The following is a 20051-nucleotide window of genomic DNA, read 5'->3' as shown; positions in this document are numbered from 1 at the left end:
ATTATACTATGAAAACATTACAAACTTATATCGACAAACTCAACGCTTTAAACTTTAAAGACATGTACAATGGTGACTTCTTCCTCACTTGGGAAAAATCTGATGACGAACTAGAAGCCGTCTTCACTCTCGCCGATGCTCTTCGCTATATGCGAGAAAACAACATCTCTACTAAGGTGTTCGAAAGCGGTCTGGGAATCTCACTTTTCCGTGATAACTCTACCAGAACTCGCTTCTCCTTTGCTTCAGCTTGTAACCTTTTAGGTCTTGAAGTTCAAGATCTTGATGAAGGCAAATCACAAATCGCTCACGGGGAAACCGTCCGTGAAACCGCCAATATGATCTCTTTTATGGCTGATGTTATCGGTATCCGTGATGATATGTATATCGGCAAGGGAAATGCTTATATGCACGAAGTGGTAGACTCTGTTACTGAAGGAAAACAAAATGGTATTCTCGAACAAAAGCCAACCCTTGTTAACCTTCAGTGTGATATTGACCATCCTACCCAGGCGATGGCCGATATGCTTCACATCATCCATGAATTCGGCGGTGTAGAAAACCTAAAAGGAAAGAAACTAGCCATGACCTGGGCCTACTCTCCTTCTTACGGCAAGCCTCTATCCGTTCCTCAGGGAATCGTCGGTCTTATGACTCGCTTTGGTATGGACGTTACGCTAGCTCACCCAGAAGGCTACGAAATCTTTAGCGACGTGGAAGCTGTGGCGAAAGAGAACGCAGCGAAATCTGGCGGCTCTTTCACTAAGACCAACGATATGGCCGAAGCCTTTAAAGATGCTGATATTGTCTATCCAAAAAGCTGGGCACCTTTTGCTGCTATGGAAAAACGGACGGAACTCTACGGCGAAGGCGACACGGAAGGCATCGCTGCTCTAGAAAAAGAATTATTGGCACAAAATGCGAAACATAAAGACTGGGCTTGTACAGAAGATCTTATGAAGTTAACGAAAGAAGGAAAAGCGCTCTATATGCACTGTCTACCTGCTGACATCACTGGCGTAAGCTGTGATGAAGGTGAAGTGGATGCCAGCGTCTTCGATCGTTACCGTGACCCACTTTATAAAGAAGCAAGCTACAAACCATACATCATCGCTGCGATGATCTTCCTGGCGAAATTTGCCGATCCGGCTGACGTCCTTAAAAAGTTGGAAGAAAAGGGAACTCCTCGCATCTTTGACTAACAAAGGGGGAGCCTTATGAAAAAGAAAAAAAGAATTGTCATTGCCCTCGGGGGCAATGCCCTTGGTAATACGCTACCTGAACAAATGAAAGCTGTAAAGACCACCGCCCGAGCTATCGTCGATTTAATCGAAGAAGGCTGTGAAGTCGTTGTCGCTCATGGCAACGGCCCTCAGGTGGGGATGGTCAATAATGCCATGATCGCTCTTACTCACGAAGATAGTAGTCAGCCTAACACGCCATTATCGGTATGTGTGGCGATGAGTCAAGCATACGTTGGCTACGATCTGCAAAACGCCTTAAGAGAAGAGCTTCTTAATCGCGGTATCCACGATATTCCGGTGGCAACCATGATCACCCAAGTTCGGGTTGACGAAAACGATCCTGCCTTTTTAACACCCTCCAAACCTATAGGCAAATTCGTCGATCAAGAACAAGCCAAAGCCTTGTCGGAAAAATATAATTATATTATGAAGGAAGACTCTGGTAGAGGTTATCGCCGGGTAGTGGCTTCGCCAAAGCCCGTGGAAATCGTCGAAATCGAAACCATTCGCACCTTAGTGGATGCAGGCGAATTGGTAATTGCTTGCGGTGGTGGCGGTATTCCCGTCACCCGCAGTGGCAATCACTTAAAGGGCGCAAGCGCCGTTATCGACAAAGACTTTGCCAGTTGCATGATGGCCAAAGAATTAGATGCGGATTTCCTAATCATCCTAACGGCCGTGGAAAAAGTAGCGTTAAACTTTGGCACGCCATCAGAAAAATGGTTAGGAGACATTTCCATAGAAGAAGCAAAACAGTACATCAGCGAAGGGCACTTCGCCCCAGGTTCCATGCTTCCTAAAGTTGAAGCGGCTGTAGATTTCGCCTCTTCAAAGGCCGGTCGTACGGCCCTGATAACTCTTTTAGAAAAATCAAAAGAAGGTATTCAAGGAAAAACGGGAACGACTTTCCACCTATAAAAAACAAGGTTTGCGTGTTAAAGAAGGAAGCGCTTGCTCTAGCCAACTAGTTAGCTAGAGCAAGCGCTTCCTTCTTCCTAATACAATCCAACTGTTTTATAGCACTTCTGATAATAGCGGAATAGATAAGGTTGCTCCTCTTCGCGATACAGCGATTGCCGCCGCCTTCGCAGCTATATTAAGACTCTCTTCTATCGATAATCCACGTATCCGAGAAGCAATAAAATATCCAGTAAAGGTATCCCCCGCAGCAGTAGTATCGACTGCTTGAACTTTATAAATTTCTTGTCGATATTTTTTACCAGCTTCCTGATACACCGAGCCCTCCGAGCCTAACGTAAGCACTACTTGTGCCTTAGGAAATTGTTCCGCTAGAACTTCTAATATTTTATCTGCATCCTTTTCGCCAGTGATTTGCTCACCTTCGATCTCATTTAGTAAAAACATAGATATTTTGGAGAAATCACAACTATCTAGATTAGCATTATAAGGCGAGGGGTTAAGAATAATCTTAAATTTTCTATTAAACGCTTGTTCAATTATATAATCTAACAAATTTATTTCGTTTTGAAGAACTATATAATCCCCTTCCGCAAAGTGACTTAACACCTCGTCTACATATTCTTTAGTAATACCTCTATTGGCGCCGCCATACAACAGAATACAGTTTTGTCCTTTTTTATCCACTTGAATAATAGTATGACCCGATTTACCAGAAACTTTTCGAACATATTCGCTATTTACGCCGGCAGCCTCACACGCTTCAAGTAAAATGTCTCCCTCTTCACCCACTAAGCCCGCATGAAACACCTGGGTGCCAGCTTTAGCTAGGGCAATGGATTGATTTAACCCTTTTCCACCACAAAATGTGGTTAGGCTTTCTGAATCTAGAGTTTCTCCTGCCATCACCATGTGTTCAACGCTATAGACATAATCAAGATTTAAGGACCCAAAATTTAAGACCTTCATATTTACTTCCTCTTTCTATTCATTTGCTTCCTAAGACTAACCTTTACTCACCAATTATTTCTTCAAAAATTGGAAGTATCTGTTGATAAGCCGCCTTCCAGTCATTTGGCACATCTGCCTCAATCGTCAAAGTGTCGTTATAACCAGACTTTTCTAATATTGATATAAACTCATCGTAATTATAATCATCTGCCAAGCTTGGATACTTTCGCTCAGGATAAGACTTTGGATAATCTACGTGTATATGATGAATATACGATAGATAATCTACAATATTCTCAAAGGCTTCTCCTGCCCCAAGCATATGTCGTAAATCCGCCATTGTAAATATGTTTGGCCGATTCACCAGTTTTATAACATCGACAGCCTCAGGGATAGTCTGAATGTAATTAGAGTATTTTGGACCCAACGGTTCTAAAATCAGTTCTTGCCCATGCTCTGCTGCAATGTCTGCTATGGAGCGCAAAAATTCTATGAAACCATTAATTCTCTCTCTATCGTCTTTGGCATCTAAAGAACGTGCCTTTCCATTTCCAAGAATAATCTTCTTAATCCCTAATTTACTTGCTCTTTCACACACCTTTCTCAAATACGGAAACCATTCTTCGGGTTCAAATTCATTTGTAAAAAATAATGGCTCTGCTATGGGAAATAGTCGCGCACCAGTAAGAACTGGAAATCCACAGGAGTCGATAACCTCACGAAGAGTTTCAAACTCTTTTTCTTCCAATCCTTCTATTTCTGGCATGTCCAGTTCAACAAAATCATACCCTGCTTCGCCAATATTCTGATAATCACCTATTTGGCCAAACCCACCCAACTTCATATTTTTTCTCCTAACAGTTATTCGTTCATTGCTTTTTGATTCATTTGATCAAGAAGATTACTGACGACAAGCATCTCTCGTAGCGAAGCCCTAGGCCGCACCTCATTTACATAGTCGTTAAGCGTAGTTTCCGCAAATATTCGGTAATACACATCACTATCCGTATCAATTGGTATGTTCTGTGGAATCTTTCCCTGTTCCCGAACAGCAATATTGCCATCTGCTAACACATAATAGCCATTCTTCGTAACTATATTCCACTGATTATCCCGTTTTGAATCTTCAGACATCGGATATGCATACCCACTTTCCAATAAAAGTGAAGCTCCACTTTTTAGCTTTAACATAGAAGAGGCATATGTCTCAATATCGTATTCCGAACCATACTGATATATTGACGACAGTACTTCAGCTCCTTCGCTCTCTGTAAGAAATAACGCCATATCGATAAAATGTACACCTAAGTTGGTCATGCAACCGCCACCTGCAGTTTTGCGAGACAGCATCCATTTTGAAGTCTCCAAATATCTAGATGGTGGTCCCGCCACAAATTTATATGACATATGCTGAATATCAGAAGTAAGATACTTTGTCTTCAAATTATTCACCGTATCACTATAACGCCATACAAATGGAATAGCGCAAAAAGACTTCTTTTGTTCCGCCCGGTTAAACAGAGTTTCTACCTCTCCCGCATTTAACCCAGCAGGTTTTTCCATCGTAAATGGTATGTTAGCATCTAAAAGATAATCCGAGACTTCTTTCATCTGCCAATGAGGTGCGAAGGCAAATACAAAATCCGGTTTACTTCCCAGTATCATTTCCCGATAGTCTTTATAGGTAGGACAATTGTACTGTTTGGCAAAATTTCGCGTAAAGCCCTCATTTTCATCACTAACAGCAACTACTGTTCCTTCTGGGATTCCACTCAAATATAAAGGTACATGCCAATGACTCACGCCTAATAAAGCAATTTTTAGTTCTGAAGTTTTCATCATATTTTTGGTTCCTCTCTATTTTATATAGCAAGGGATTGTAAATATTCCAATGACTTTTTCATTCCCACCGATGCATCTGGAATATCATCTGGATGCCATCTTCGTTCATACTCAAGAGAAAGCCAACCTTCGTACCCTTGCTTTTTAATCAACTTAAGTATTTCTGGCCATTTTATAACGCCTTCTCCCACAATTCTGGTATACACATTTCTCTCATCATCACTTGGACGAGCAACGTCGGAAGATGCAAATGGCTTTCCTTCTTGAAATACTAAATCTTTCACATGAATATATCCTACGTATTGTTGCTGAATGCGAATCGCCTCTTCATAATCTTCCTGTTCGGTAAATGTAAGATTTGCCTGATCGTATAGAATACGAACAGCTGGATGATTAACATCTTTCATCAACGCAGCACTTTCCTTCGCTGATACCGTCATGGTGTTAAAATGATTCTCAACCACTAGCGTTACCCCTTTGTCTTCTGCCGCTTCACCAAGCTCTTTTAAAGATTGAACCAAGGCTTCCCACTTCTCTTCATAATGGTCAGTATCACCGGCCACCAGATTACCGCCATAAATTCGTATGTATTTTGCATTAAAATACACGCAATATTCAATAATCCTTTTTATTTCCTCTATTTCACTTCTTCGCTGGCTCTCATCTAAGGAATTAAAATAGGAATTATAGGGCGTTAAGCAAATAATTTGAACATGATGATTATCCGCATATTGCTTTACTTTTTCTAGCTCTTCTTTGCTGCAGTTACACGGCAGACCTGACTGGTATCCGTCTTGAATTACAATTTCAATTCCATCCGCTCCTATTCTCTCCATTAACTCAATGGCTTCATATATATTATACTCTGGTGTTCCCATTGTATGTCCTGCTATTTTGTACATTTTCCCCTCCTTAATCCATGGCTGGAAGTCCTGCACTGCGTAATACACGATCTAAAAGTTCATGAGTTTTATACGCATCGGCAGCATTTGTTAGTGGTGTCTGATCATTCCTTACACAGTCTAGGAAATGACGAATAGAATTTGTAAAGCCTAATTTATCTTCAGATCTAGCCCAGCCCATTGCTAACGGAGTCATCTCCATCGTATGCTTCTCCTTCGCATCCGTCACCGTAACACTATCCGGCATATTGATTAGAACAGACTGATTGCCCCCGTGTATTTCAATGGTCTCTTCCCATTGACCTGAACTGCGGTCTGCTACTAGAATTCCTGAGGCACCGTTTTCAAACTCCATCTGCGCAGTGGTATATGTTTCATAATACGGATCCGAAAACTTTGAAATAGCATTCACATTTCGTACTTCGCCTCCGTAATACCGCATAAGATCAACAATATGAATGGCATTTTCTAAGGTTGCACGATACTCTGTCTGGGGTCTGTTTTTTTGAGCAACAATAACGTCTGGAACTATACTTGAATAAACCTCTTTCGCTTTCTGGCAAATTGGAGCATATCTACGGTTAAAGCCAATCATTAATTTTCTTCCTGTTTTCTCAGCTAAATCAGCTATATGATCAGCATCTTTTAGCGTCGTTGCCATTGGTTTTTCGCTATAAACATCTATTCCTGCATTCAATAGAAATGATATTTGCTCTGCGTGGCATTGCTTTGGTGTAAGCACAAAGGCACAATCCAAGCCAAGATTGACAAACTCTTCAATTGAGGCCACTGTGTTTTCTGCTCCGCAAAGTTTTTGCGCCCGTTTTGCGTTATCTAAATTCTTAGCCATCAGACCCACAAATTCAACATCATCAAACTTAGGTAAAACTGGTAAGAAATTATTTTGGGCAACATAGCCAACACCAATAACACCGATTCTTAGCTTTTTGTTATCCATTTAATTTTCCTCCCGATCATACGCTTCCAATACTGCTTCTACCGTCTTATACTCTACGCTCGTTAACTTCCGCAGAGGGGCACGGCACGTATCATTCTTGATTACTCCGCGCATCTTCAGCATGGCTTTTAGCGCTGGAATACCGGGAATACCTTCCAATTGACGATCTATTTTCACAATCTCTTGCTGGGTTTTAATCGCACCTTCTAGATCACCATGGCTAAACTGTTGGTATAGACGATTAAACTTTTTATGGAAAATTGCGCCAGGACCTGTCACGGTGCCTACTCCTCCTGAGGTCAGACATTGAAGAAATAGACTATCGCATCCAATTAGGAGATCCGGCTTACGTTTTGGACACTCCAAGTAGTTCTCCACCCGAATCAAATCCGAATTACTATATTTAATACCTACAAGATTATCATACTTTGCCATCAGCTGATTCAGCACCTCTGGTTTCACATCATTTGCCGTACAACCTGGTATGTTATACAGATAAACCGGATAATCACTCGGCAAACTTTCAATAATCGCACTATAGTACTCTAGTAATGATTGATCATCCATCGGGAAGAAGGCTGGTGACATAACGCCGATACCATCTGCACCGATTTCCACCGCATGCTTACCATGGCTTATTGTCTCTTCGGTAGTCATACTTCCGCACTGGATAAAAATAGGTAATCTATGATTATTTGTTTCTACCATAACACTAGCTACTTGCTCTCTTTCTTCCTTTGACAAAAGTAGACTTTCACCATTTGTACCATTTGGATATAAGCAATTCACACCTGTTTTTATCAGATATTCCGTGTAATCTTTTAAAGATTGCTCATCAATACTTCCATCTTCATTCATTGGCGTTATCGTAGGAATAACTACACCATACAATCTCTCTTTTCTCATTTGAAATCTCCTTTCCTATCATCTGTGTCATCTAGATTCGCTCCACAACTTTCACGAATAGTTAATGAATGTTCAAGAACCACTCTTTCTTCCTTTAATTTTTTCCCTTCTATCAATTTCAAAAGCATTTCTGCCGCTTTTCTTCCCATTTCCCTTTTGGGTTGATAAATCGTTGTCAACGCTGGTTCGATAATTGACGCCAGCCGGATATTGTCAAAGCCAACGACTGCATAATCTTCTGGAATTCGCTTTCCTAGAGCCTTAAGACCTTTAATTACTCCTGCTGCCATTTCATCATTAGCTGCAAAAATGGCGGTAATTGATTTGTCCTTTTCAATAATTTTCTTAGCTAATTTAAATGCTGATTCATATGAATAATTGCCCTGAAAAAGCAACTCCTCGTCAACCTCTATCCCTGCTCTTTCTAAGGCACTTTTATAACCTTTAGCCGATCTTGAAAGATGAGTTGAGTTTGTGACCCAGATATATGAGCAATTCTCCTATGCCCACGTTTCAGTAAGTGTTCTACCACTTCTCTCGCCGCCTTTATGTTACTAATTCCAACATAAGGAATTTTTGTATCTTCTAAATACTGGCCGGCAATTACTAACGGATATTTTGCGGCAACCGCCTCAATTACTTCCTTTTTTGTTCTAGCAGTTAATGAAATGATGCCATCTACCTGCTTTTGTGGAAGTACCTCAAATATATCTCTCTCGACGTCTGGGTTATTCTGCATATCTTCTAGCCATACGCGATAGCCCTTCTTAGTAGCTACGGCCTCAATCCCTCTAAACACATCCGGAAAAAAGGTATTATTAATATCTGGCACAATGACAATAATACTTTTGGCCTTCTGTTCTCTTAGCCTTCTAGCAGTAATGTTAGGCTGATAGTTTAACTCCTTAATCGCTTTCTCTACTTTCAGTCTTACCTTTTCCGTTACATGCTTCTTATCTCCCATCACCCGAGACACTGTTGCTATCGACACCTGAGCACTTTTAGCAACATCCTTGATTGAAGCCATTATCTTCCTCCTCACAAGAAATTGTAAACGTTTACAATTTCGCTTTAAAAATCAGGAGTGTCTTAACTCCTCTATTTATAATCACTTATTTTTTTATCTTTATCACTAGGGCTTTGAGCTACGAAATATTCTCCTTCGTAGCTCAAAAAAATATAATGTTAACTATCTACGCCCACCACATCTCAGTTTTACCTTCAACAAGTATATTTTCTTTCACCATACGAACGGCTTTCTTTAAACCTTCAAAGCGATCCATTAAACTATCCTCATGTTCAATACTGATTACATCATCATAACCTACCATGCGAAGAGCCGAGAAGATATCTCTCCAATAGGACACATCATTTCCATAACCTACGGTTCTGAATATCCAAGATCTATTAATTTCATCACTATAATGTTTTGTATCCAAAACGCCATTTTTCTCGATATTCAATCTATCGAGCTTGATATCTTTGGCATGTACATGAAAAATAGCCTCTCTCAACTCTCTAATCACAGTTATCGGATCCATTCCTTGCCAGACTAAATGACTTGGATCAAAGTTTGCTCCTATTTCCGTACCAACTGCACTACGCAATTTCATTAATGTTTCTGTATTGTAAACCATAAATCCTGGATGCATCTCCAAAGCAATCTTGTTCACACCATACGTTTTAGCATACTTCACGAAATTCTGCCAATATGGAACCATTACATCGTTCCATTGATACTCCAGAATTTTTAGATAATCATCTGGCCAAGAGCAAGTTACCCAGTTTGGCATCCTGGCCCCCGGATAATCACCGGCACAGCCTGAAAAGCAGGTAAGTGTATCAACATTCATTTCGTGAGCGAGCTTAACTGCATTGCACATATCCTCATGATATTTATCTCCTATCTCCTTATCTGGATGGATTGGATTACCATGACATGCAAACGCACTAATAGCTAATTCTGAGGCAGCAATCGTTTCTTTAAATTTGTCCAATTCGCTTTTATCGGCAAGTAGCACTTCCGGATTTGCATGAGACTTTCCAGGATAACCACCACAACCAATCTCTACTTTTTGAATCCCTAACCTTTGATAACACTCCAGCGCTTCCACTAAGGTTTTATCTTGAAGCATATTCGCAACAATACCTATCTTCATATGCAGTCCTTCCTATACTTTTTCCCACTGTCTTGAGCGTGAGCTTTCAAACAATTTATCGCATATCTTCATTAAGTGTAAGCCATCTTCAAATGTCGCAAATGGATTTGCTGGCTCTTTTCCTCGAATTGCATCGTAAATAGCAGTAAAATTCTGCTTAAATGCATCCGAAAAGCCTTCCATATGACCAGCTGGATAAGAAATAATAGGTGCTGTATTGGCATCCGCCATATCCCGATTTTTACTCCAAACGCTATTGGGTCGGTCTCTATATCCCATCTGAAGATTTTCTAGCTTTTCATTATCCCATTCTACTGACATCTTCGCACCTGATACCAACAATGTGGTCTGATTTTTCTTTCCCGAAAAGACAGTTGATATTGCGCCACTGGCAATAACATCATTATCAAATCGCAGTAAGATGTAAGCTAGGTCCTCTGTATCCACTTCAATCTCTTCATAGCCATTTGCAGTTTTTTGTTTTCTAGTAGGATGAACTTTCTTAAATTCCGCAAAAACTTCTACTACTTTATGACCAATGACATATTCGCATAAATCAATCCAGTGAGAACCAATATCAGCAACCGCCCTCGTTTTTCCTACCTGTTGAGACATTACCTTCCAACTAAAATCCGTATCAAATAGTAACCAATCTTGAAGATAGCCGCCCTGTACCGAGAATATCTCTCCTAGTTCACCAGCTCTTACCATATTACGCAAATTATGAGTAGCTGGGTAATATCTATTGTGAAAATTCAAGGCATTAACTAAACCACTAGCTTTTGCGGCTTTTAGCATGACCTCTGCCTCTTTTGCATTCATCGCCATTGGCTTTTCACAGATTACGTGAATTCCATGCTCGAACGCATAAAGAGCAATCTCCATATGAGTATGATTTGGAGTGCACACATGAATACAATCCGGTTCACATACTTCTATCATTTCCTTATAATCGGCAAAACAGTTTTCTACATCAAGCTTTTGAGCCTTCTCTTTTGCATTAAAGCCATCTACAATGGCAACAACATCCACATAAGGAACTCTCCTAATCGCCTCAACATGCGCTTCTCCTATAAATCCGACACCTATAACCGCTGCCTTTAAGCGTCTCATCTAACACCCTCCCTTTCGCTCCCGTAATACAAGCGCTGCCGCTCCTATCAGAGCTGCTTCATACCCTAATTCCGTCATTCTAATATCTATATTTTTCATAGGCTCAAATGTACATTCTGCTATAGCTTCTTGCATTCCTGGAACTAGAAATTCTAAAGAGGCCGCTACCCCGCCACCAATAATAATCGCTTGAGGATTTACAATATTCGCACAATAAGAAATTCCTTTACCAAGATAATTTCCCAATTGATGAAAAATATCTTGTGCAACTTGATTACCTTTATTAGCCAGACTTGCACAACCGGCCCCATCTACACTTGCACCACTGGCTCTTAAATCATTCGCAAAATCAGCATTATCCTGTGCTCTTTCTTTTACGATTCTATTGAGAGCCGTTCCTGAACCTTGCACTTCCAAACAACCATACTGACCACAGTGGCATTGTTCTGGTTTTTCATATTCTACCTTTAGGTGTCCCAATTCACCAGCAAAGCCATTTGCTCCTTTAACTAACTCCGAGTTACAGACTATCGCACCACCTACACCCGTGCTGACTGTCATCCAGACATAATGCTGATATTGTTGTCCGAGTCCAAATAACTTTTCGCCTATAGCACAGGCATTTACATCATTTTCACAATAAACATCAATACCAGTAAAATTCTCGGATATATAAGAAGCTACTGGTATATTTTCCCATTTCTCATATGCAGCCAAAACCAAAATTCCTTTTTCGCTATTGACTACACCTGGTAAAGTGACACCTATACCAGATAACTCCTCTTTATTTATACCCGCTCTATTTAGTAGCTGCTGTAATACCACAAGACAATAATCTAAGTGCGCATAGCAATCTGATGCTTGGGTTGGAAACACTTTTTTTTCTTTTATTTTTCCTGCTTGATCCAATATTCCAACAATAGTCTTGGTTCCACCAATATCAAATGCACCAACAAACATCCTCTAAACCCTCCAACTACCTATTAAATAACGCTACACTAGACCTATGCCTGTCTAACTGCTTCCTCATTATTAGACTTCATATATTGAGACATTGCATGCTCAATAATGATGTGAATGTCTTCAACAATTCCGTAGTTTTCCGACTTAATGACAATAGCCTTATCAGACATATCGATCAGTTTTCCTTGCTTGTCGCCAACGATACATACTGTTTTTGCACCAATACTTTTTGCATAGCGGTGGCTCTCTAATAGATTCCCTGAATTACCCGATACAGATAAAGAAATTATTAAATCGCCTTCTTCTAATAGGTTCTTCAACTGCTCGACAAACGTCTCCTCATATGAATTATCATTACCATATGCACTAAATACAGCTCCATTATCAACTGGCGCAAATATTTTCAATCTTTTAGCCCCTGGTATATTAATGCCCTTACCAAAATCGCACACCCAGTGGGACGCTGCCGCTGCACTTCCACCATTTCCGAGTACAAATACATGCTTATCTTTATTTCTTGCCTCATCAATTAAACTATATAACAACTGAACATCTTCTCTACTAATTTTATCCAGTGTCTCTTGTAACCCTTTACTATAATCATCAAAAAACATATTCTTTCTCCTTTTTACCATTCTGGTTCGAATTTTGATTTATCATCATCCATAACATCATAAGCCGCTCTCGTGTAGAGATCTAATTGAGGTGGTGTTGCAATTCCTAACGTCACAAACTCTTCCGTATTCGTTGCTGGGTTCCTCGTGCCATGATATACCCCTGGTGGAGCATAAATAACATCGCCTTTCTTACAAGGAATCCACTTATCACCAAGAAAACATTCTCCTTCTCCTTCATAAACCACTAATAATTCTGCTGATACCGGATGGACGTGTGGAGCAAATTCCTTTCCCGGGATGTGCCATCCTGTGGCAATATTAAAGTGCAGAGAACCCACCTTAGGTGTTAATGTAAAGTGAACATCATGCCCGTTTGGCATCGTCCATACTTCTCCCTCATTAATATTAAATTTCCCACCATATTGTTGTACATATTCCTTTTTCGTCATCTATTTATCTCCTCTATGCATTGTCAATTTTCACACTTCCCATAAGCACTAGCAATTGCTCATACGCTCTCGCCCAATCTTTTGGCGTATCTGCCTCGACTGTTAGCGTTCCATTATAACCAGACTTGTATAATGCAAACAAAAACTCATCATAATTATAATCATCTTCTAAGGCTGGATACCCTCGCTCTGGATAGGATAGAGGATAATCTATATGGATATGATGTAAATAAGAGGCATACTCTCGCAAATTGTCAAAGGACTCTTTAGACCAAACCATGTGGCGCAAATCAGCCATAGTAAAAAAATTAGGTCGAGAAATCTTTGAAATCATATCCACAGCCTCGGGAATCGTGTTAATATAGTTCGAATACTTTGGTCCTAGGGGTTCTAGAATAAACTCCTGATTAAACTCTGCAGCGATTTCTGTCATAACACGTAGGGCGTCTATAAAGATTGCTTCTCTATTTTGATCTTCCTCCCTTAATAGAGAGCGAGCCTTACCATTACCAAGAATAACCTTATCTATTCCCAATACACTCGTTCGCTCACTGGCCTTTCGCAAATAGGCTGTATGATCTGTAATTGAAAATCCTTCTTTGAAGAAGAGAGGTTCAGCAATTGGCAACAATCTTGAGCCAACCTGTACTTTCACACCACATTCTTCAATTTCATTTCTCAAACCATCAAAATCAGCGTCGCTTAGTTCTACGATTTCTGGGATATCCAATTCCGCATAGTCGAATCCTGCTCTAGCAATATACTTATAATCAGCAATCTTTCCAAAACCACCCAGTTTCATCTATAATCTCCTCGTACAATTAATAGTTTTCGCGAACCTCAATTAACAATTCATACAGTTCTTTTTGTCCATCACTTGCCCCATCTAAGAAATCATCAATTACATATTGTACTGACTCTTTAAAGGGTTCTTTATCAACTTCAACTATCTCGACATTAGCAGCTTTCATAGCCTCTAATCCCTTGTCTGTGGCGTCGGGCCAAATATTGTTATTCCAATCATCGGAGAACTTCTCGCCGGCCTCAATAATTGCTTCTTGATTTTCTGCAGATAAGGTATCGAACCATGCTTTACTCACAAATACGGGATCAGGAATTGTAAAATGTTCTGTTAGTGAAAAGTACTTACATAATTCTTCCCAGCCATTTGACACTACTACTGAAGGGGTATGATCTAGACCATCAATAGTCCCCTGCTGTAAGCCAGTATACACTTCACTCGCTGCCATTGGTGTACCGATGGCTCCCATCGCATTTACCGATTCTGCTAAAATCGTATCTTCCATACACCGTAACTTAAGCCCTTTCAAATCTTTTGGCGTGTTAACAGTCTTCGTCTTATTCAAAACACTTCTACTACCAATATCCGTCCAGCCGATAATGATAAATCCATTGGCTTCAGCATCTGCTTCTAAAACTTCTCTAACTGATTTATCCATAACTGTATTTACAGCTTGTTGGCCGTTTTCCCACAAATAAGGTAGTGAGAACACAGACCACATATCATTAAAGCCTGATAAATCTGTTGCAGCACACTCTGTCATCTCAATAGTTCCCGCTTTAAGTCCCTCAAAAGTTGCCGATTTATCTCCTAATTGAGAAGAAGGATAAAATTCCATGCTCATTCTGCCATCAGAGCATTCTTCTATATACTTTCCTAACGCATTCGCTCCGTCTGCTTGAGTACCAGTAGCCGGATAAGTAACCGAATATTTTACAACTACCTTATCTGAAGATGCCCCTTTATCATTAGACTCCGTTTCTTCAGATTTATTCCCACAACCGTATAGCGAAAACACCATAGCCATCACACACATTAAACTAATTAATTTTTTCATTTTTTTCATTTTTTTAATCTCCTCGTATCCTATTTGAATTTAATTACTGCTTTAAGTGCAGCTCCGCTCATCATGTCATCAAATGCTTTAAGCGCATCCTTGTACTCGTACACTGTAATAATTTTTTTTAGTTCACCTTGCAACTTAACAAGTGTTTCCAAAGCAGCTGAAGATCCTTCTGTCTTGCGATGAGGGAAGGGCCCTTTCGCACCTTTAATTGTCAACTCTTTGCGCATTATAGGTAGTAATTCTAGATCGCCTGCTGGGCCATGATAAACACTTGCCACCACCAATTTCCCACCAGGACGAACTGCATCAAAAGCATTCTTTAAAACCTGAACCGCTCCCGTTGCCTCAACCACAACATCTACCCCAAAAGTTCCGCCTCGTTCTCTCACTTGTTCTAACCAGTCTTTATCATTACAATCTATGGTTTCAACAAGATTTAACTCACGAACTTTTGCCAATCTCTCTTTACTATTATCAATTCCTATGACGCTGCTTGCTCCCATACTTTTTAGAATACAGGCTGTTATTAAACCAATTGTACCCATACCAAATACTACGACACTATCGCCAGGAGTTATATTCGCCTGTCGCGCTGCATGATAGGCACAGTTTGTTGGTTCTAATAGAGTAGCTGTGATATCATCTATTTCATCTGGTAAGGGACTGATAAAGCTATAATCTGGTCGGTTAAGTACTAACGTCTCTTCAGAAAACCCTCCTGGGAGTAGCGCATCGTTCATACTCTTGCAATAATTTGGCAGACCATTCAAACAGTTCCAACACTGACCGCACGTTCTTGATAATTCACTGCCTACACGCATCCCGGAAGTAATACCATTTGCTCCAGCGCCTGCGTCTATTACTACACCAGAGAATTCATGGCCAAAATACCGTTCATCAACTAATGATCTCTTGCCCTTAAACAATGCAATATCGCTACCACATATGCTACAAGCACTAACATCCACTTTTACTGTTCCATCTTGAATGGTTCTAACACCTTCCCAATTATCTTGAAGCTCTAATTTCCCATATTCTACCAATGCAATTTTTTTCATTTACTTTCTCCTCGTATAACTGTTTCATGGTTTTAAAGTGCATACCCTAAAATGCCAGGAATAAATGTGACTATAAAAGGAATATATGTAAGCAGTAAAAGCACAATTACTTCTGCCGCCAAGTAAGGCATTGTACCTTTTACAACACTTTCAACTGGTATCTTTCCTATCTTGCTTGTTATGAATAAGCAATAACCCAGCGGTGGTGTAATGTTTCCAATTGTCAAATTAAAAGCCATAACAATTCCGAAATGAATCAGACTAATTCCCATAGACGCTGCTACCGGAGCCAATATTGGAGCTAAAATGATAACCGCTGCTCCACCATCCATGAACATTCCCATGATAAGGAGTAAAATATTAACAAGTAGTAAGAATACGTATTTATTACTTGTAATAGAAAGTATTAAATCATTAACAAGTATCGGCATTTGTAGCGCTGTCAAACCATAACTAAACACTTTTGCGCAAGCAATAATTAGTAATAATGGAGCTGAGCTATTAACAGAATGAAGTAAAATAGATCCCATTTCACTGATTTTTAACGTACGAGTGACAATCAAACTCACCCCTAAGCTATATACTACTGCTATTGCTCCAGCTTCTGTTGGAGTACAAATTCCGCCCATGATACCACCAACTACAATAATCGGCATTCCTAGAGGAATAATCGCATCAATTACAACTTGCTTCACTTCACCTTTCGCCAATTTTTCTGTACGACGCGGAAAATGACAAACTCTATTTCTAAGTAACACCACTATCATCAGTGCACCACCACATAATATACCCGGAATTATTCCGCCCATAAACATGGCTCCTACAGAAGCTCCTACCGCCGTTGCATACACTACCATAATAATGCTTGGAGGGATAATCGGACCACAAGTCGATGCTGCCGCAATAACACCTGCTGCCTCGCTCGTTTTATAACCCTCCTTCTTCATAGCCGGAATTAAAATTCCTCCCATACAAGAGGCGCATGCCTGAGCAGATCCAGTAATTCCACCAAAAAACATACTTGATACAATACTTACATGAGCAAGTCCTCCTGGAAGGCGGCCAATAAGAAGCATTGCAAAACGAATCAACTTCTCTGTAATACCACCGCGATTCATAATTTCTCCAGCTAGCATAAAGAAAGGAATTGCTAGTAATGGTAAGCTTCCCATTCCATTAAAAAGAGCCTGAGAAACAGCTATTGTTGCCATCGGTGTGCCCGTACTAGCTGCTAATGCTGCAAGACTTAAAAGACCTGTTAGCAAAAGACTAATATAAATGGGAACACCTATGATAATTAATATAAAGGTTAGTGCTATAAGTAACCCAATGACTAGTTCCATTGTTCAATTCCTCCTCGTCTATTCCTCTGTTACCGGATCATCTATGACCTTACGTTTAAATGCTCTTACATATTCATAAAGACATAACGCTATACCTATCGGCATCGACATATAATAGTACATTCTTGGTATTTTCAATACGGTACTTAACATCGTACCACTGGCCGCATATTCGGATAGATTAATCAGTAAAAACACGAGCAACGCCATTGTAATTACCATGATTATCGTTCGAAATGCTATTCGCACCTTCTTTGACTTTGGTTTGCTAGAAATAGTAGTGAACTCTGTATGTCCATTCATACGTACTGCTCTTGCACTTCCAAACATGGCCATTGCTACTAATAAAGCCTGATTAACTTCATCTGCCCAAAAAAATCCCGCTTTAAAAACATAGCGCGCAATTACCCCTGCCGTTGCTATACTAACAATTCCAACCAATGTTAATACACACACAATGTTTTCTATCCAACTAATTAATTTGTCCAAATCATTGAATATTTTTTTCACCACTTTCTCCCTTCCTGCCTGTCTACTTAAACAGATTCCTCACATACTTAATTCCTCTTTCCATTTGGCTATCCGCCTCTTCAAATGTATCAAACCACAATTTCCATGGATATAATCCAAATACCTCAAAAGAAATATACTCAGAAAAGTTAACTTTTTTTAGGGCCTGAGCTAATGATACAAAATCAAAGTGTCCCTCTCCTGGGGCTTGTCTATTGGAATCTGCGAAATGAATATTAGCAAGCGTATGACCATATTTTCTAATTTCATCAGCAGGACTTACTTCTTCTATATTCATATGATATGTATCTGCCATCGTTCGCACATTTGGATGGTTCACCATTTTCGTGAATTCTACAGCCTCTTTTAATGTATTTAAAAAATTTGTTTCATAACGATTAATCGCTTCCATAGCCAAAATCACGCCTTTATCTTTTGCATATTCTCCTGCGTTAAATATTATTTCAGCCATGTTTTTGGTGACTTCTGATCTATCTTGATCGTCCTCAAAAGATCTGGTCTTTCCTCCGCTTCCAACAATAACTGTCCTTGACTCCATGTCCGAAGACATATCGATTACTTTACAAAGATAATCCGTACACCTTTTCATCTCATCTTTGTCTGCAGTTGCCATTTTTACACTTCCATCCCAAATATAATGCAGTGCACTACATTCAATTCCTGCCGATTGAATCCAGCCTCTTACTGTCTTTCTTCTCTCAGCTGATGTTTCAACAGGTATATGTAAAGCCCCAGTCAACTCGACCGCATCATATCCTAACTCAGCTGCTCTAAAGATAATTTTATCAAGAGGTTCCATTCCATATACTGCTGAACTAACACTTATTTTCAAGTCAAATCCTCCATTCGTTCCTAATCCCTAACTTTCTCACCGCAACTTTCCCGTACTACTAATGAATGTTTAAGAACAACTCGTTCTTCCTTTAATGCCCTTCCCTCAATCAAGTCGAATAGCATTTCTATTGCCCTTTTTCCCATTTCCTTTTTAGGTTGGTTAATGGTAGTAATCGCTGGTTCAATAATTGCAGCTAAGCGTATATTATCAAACCCAATAACCGCATAGTCTTCTGGAACACGTTTACCTGCTGCTTTTATACCTTTGATTACTCCGGCTGCCATTTCATCATTAGCTGCAAAAATCGCAGTAATTTGCTTTTTGCTTTTTATAATTTCTGTTGAAAGCTCAAACGCTGACTCGTATGTGTAATTACCCTTAAACACTAAATCCTTGTCTACTTTTAAACCTGCTCTTTCTAGTGCACTTTCATACCCTTTTAAACGATCTTGAAATATCAACTGATTTAAAGGTCCAGAAATATGCGCAATGTTCGTGTGTCCCAACTTTATTAGATGATTTACTGCATCCCTTGATGCCTTGATGTTACTAATTCCCACATATGGGATCTTTGAATCCTCTAAATACTGACCGGCAATCACCAGAGGGTATTGTTTGGCAACAGCTTCAATGGTTTCCCTTTTAGTTCTTGCCGTAAGAGAAATAATTCCATCAACTTGTTTTTGTGGCAAAACCTCAAATATCTCTCTTTCAATATCTGGATTATTTTGCATATCTTCTAACCACACACGATAACCTTTTTGGGTAGCGACTGCTTCAATCCCTCTAAACACCTCTGGGAAAAACGTATTATTTATATCTGGTACAATGACAATAATACTTTTTGTCTTCTGTTCCCGGAGCCTTCTTGCAGTAATGTTAGGTTGATAATTTAATTCCTTAATTGCCTTCTCAACTTTCAGTCTTGCACTTTCAGTAACATGTTCCTTATTTCCCATTACGCGAGATACTGTCGCTACTGATACCTTTGCCCTTTTTGCAACGTCTTTGATTGTGGCCATTTTGTATTCCTCCTAATTGCTCTATTAATCTTAAGAATTTATATGACTATTATGACACAATCAATCTTTTTTGTAAACGATTACAAGGCTGGATTTAAAAAAGCAAACATGTCCTATATTCGAGTCTTGTAATCGATTACATTACTATCAAAAAAATATGCCTCCCTTCTCTCTAGCTCGTTTGTAATCGATTACATTTTGTTTGTACGTTCACGATATACTATATATATTTTTTTGTCAACGAATTTCCAATCATTTACATGGCTAAATGTCTTTTTTAGTAATTATAGCTAAAATTATGTTACGTAAATAAAGCATTATCACTATGCATTTGAATGTTTTCGTTACACTTCATTAACTCCTGCATACTTG

General features: G+C 39.6%; 20 protein-coding genes and 1 pseudogene. 2 read left to right on the top strand and 19 right to left on the bottom strand.

The window, feature by feature from the left end; translation table 11 throughout:
* The first annotated feature begins 8 nt into the window (after positions 1-8).
* Positions 9-1202, top strand: a complete 1194-nt coding sequence (gene ygeW / locus NHH16_RS13015) for a knotted carbamoyltransferase YgeW (RefSeq protein WP_262070043.1) — start codon at positions 9-11, stop codon at positions 1200-1202.
* 15 nt (positions 1203-1217) lie between these two features.
* On the top strand, positions 1218-2162 hold the full coding sequence (arcC, locus tag NHH16_RS13010; RefSeq protein ID WP_262070042.1) for a carbamate kinase: 945 nt from the start codon (positions 1218-1220) through the stop codon (positions 2160-2162).
* Positions 2163-2258: 96 nt separating this feature from the next.
* Here arcC and NHH16_RS13005 read toward each other — a convergent pair whose 3' ends face one another.
* The 19 genes and pseudogenes from NHH16_RS13005 to NHH16_RS12915 form a co-directional block, all read right to left on the bottom strand.
* Complete coding sequence (locus tag NHH16_RS13005; RefSeq protein ID WP_262070041.1) at positions 2259-3131, bottom strand: ribokinase; 873 nt, start codon at positions 3129-3131, stop codon at positions 2259-2261.
* Between the two features lie 43 nt (positions 3132-3174).
* Entirely contained in the window at positions 3175-3957 is a 783-nt protein-coding gene (locus tag NHH16_RS13000; protein ID WP_262070040.1) for a sugar phosphate isomerase/epimerase family protein, read from the bottom strand.
* A 17-nt stretch (positions 3958-3974) separates the two neighbouring features.
* Entirely contained in the window at positions 3975-4955 is a 981-nt protein-coding gene (locus tag NHH16_RS12995; RefSeq protein WP_262070039.1) for a Gfo/Idh/MocA family protein, read from the bottom strand.
* 20 nt (positions 4956-4975) lie between these two features.
* On the bottom strand, positions 4976-5857 hold the full coding sequence (locus NHH16_RS12990) for a sugar phosphate isomerase/epimerase family protein (RefSeq protein ID WP_262070038.1): 882 nt from the start codon (positions 5855-5857) through the stop codon (positions 4976-4978).
* 10 nt (positions 5858-5867) lie between these two features.
* A complete protein-coding gene (locus NHH16_RS12985; RefSeq protein ID WP_262070037.1) occupies positions 5868-6815 on the bottom strand; it encodes a Gfo/Idh/MocA family protein in 948 nt (315 codons plus the stop codon).
* Complete coding sequence (locus NHH16_RS12980) at positions 6816-7721, bottom strand: dihydrodipicolinate synthase family protein (protein ID WP_262070036.1); 906 nt, start codon at positions 7719-7721, stop codon at positions 6816-6818.
* Positions 7718-8748, bottom strand: a pseudogene (locus tag NHH16_RS12975) (LacI family DNA-binding transcriptional regulator). Before NHH16_RS12975 ends, NHH16_RS12980 begins: the two are co-directional and overlap by 4 nt.
* A 166-nt stretch (positions 8749-8914) precedes the next feature.
* Positions 8915-9880 (bottom strand): sugar phosphate isomerase/epimerase family protein, encoded by a 966-nt coding sequence (locus NHH16_RS12970; protein WP_262070035.1) that lies wholly within the window; start codon positions 9878-9880, stop codon positions 8915-8917.
* Positions 9881-9892: 12 nt separating this feature from the next.
* Entirely contained in the window at positions 9893-10993 is a 1101-nt protein-coding gene (locus NHH16_RS12965; RefSeq protein ID WP_262070034.1) for a Gfo/Idh/MocA family protein, read from the bottom strand.
* Positions 10994-11953, bottom strand: coding sequence for an ROK family protein (locus NHH16_RS12960; RefSeq protein WP_262070033.1), 960 nt, complete (start codon positions 11951-11953; stop codon positions 10994-10996).
* A gap of 44 nt (positions 11954-11997) precedes the next feature.
* Positions 11998-12570 carry an SIS domain-containing protein gene (locus NHH16_RS12955; protein ID WP_262070032.1) on the bottom strand — a complete coding sequence of 191 codons (573 nt, stop codon included), beginning with the start codon at positions 12568-12570 and terminating at the stop codon, positions 11998-12000.
* Positions 12571-12584: 14 nt separating this feature from the next.
* Positions 12585-13022 (bottom strand): cupin domain-containing protein, encoded by a 438-nt coding sequence (locus NHH16_RS12950; protein WP_262070031.1) that lies wholly within the window; start codon positions 13020-13022, stop codon positions 12585-12587.
* Between the two features lie 13 nt (positions 13023-13035).
* A complete protein-coding gene (locus NHH16_RS12945; protein WP_262070030.1) occupies positions 13036-13824 on the bottom strand; it encodes a sugar phosphate isomerase/epimerase family protein in 789 nt (262 codons plus the stop codon).
* A gap of 19 nt (positions 13825-13843) precedes the next feature.
* Positions 13844-14890, bottom strand: coding sequence for a TRAP transporter substrate-binding protein (locus tag NHH16_RS12940; protein ID WP_262070029.1), 1047 nt, complete (start codon positions 14888-14890; stop codon positions 13844-13846).
* 20 nt (positions 14891-14910) lie between these two features.
* Entirely contained in the window at positions 14911-15948 is a 1038-nt protein-coding gene (locus NHH16_RS12935; RefSeq protein WP_262070028.1) for a zinc-dependent alcohol dehydrogenase, read from the bottom strand.
* A gap of 32 nt (positions 15949-15980) precedes the next feature.
* On the bottom strand, positions 15981-17291 hold the full coding sequence (locus NHH16_RS12930; RefSeq protein WP_262070027.1) for a TRAP transporter large permease: 1311 nt from the start codon (positions 17289-17291) through the stop codon (positions 15981-15983).
* An 18-nt stretch (positions 17292-17309) separates the two neighbouring features.
* Positions 17310-17804, bottom strand: a complete 495-nt coding sequence (locus tag NHH16_RS12925; RefSeq protein WP_262070026.1) for a TRAP transporter small permease — start codon at positions 17802-17804, stop codon at positions 17310-17312.
* A 19-nt stretch (positions 17805-17823) separates the two neighbouring features.
* The gene (locus NHH16_RS12920) at positions 17824-18654 is read right to left on the bottom strand and encodes a sugar phosphate isomerase/epimerase family protein (protein ID WP_262070025.1); all 831 of its coding nucleotides are present in this window, start codon (positions 18652-18654) and stop codon (positions 17824-17826) included.
* Between the two features lie 20 nt (positions 18655-18674).
* A complete protein-coding gene (locus NHH16_RS12915) occupies positions 18675-19679 on the bottom strand; it encodes a LacI family DNA-binding transcriptional regulator (protein ID WP_262070024.1) in 1005 nt (334 codons plus the stop codon).
* Positions 19680-20051 lie beyond the last annotated feature (372 nt).

This window comes from Ohessyouella blattaphilus, assembly GCF_024721265.1.
Lineage (GTDB): Bacteria > Bacillota > Clostridia > Lachnospirales > Lachnospiraceae > Aequitasia > Aequitasia blattaphilus_A.
This window is presented reverse-complemented; position numbering and strand designations above follow the sequence as displayed.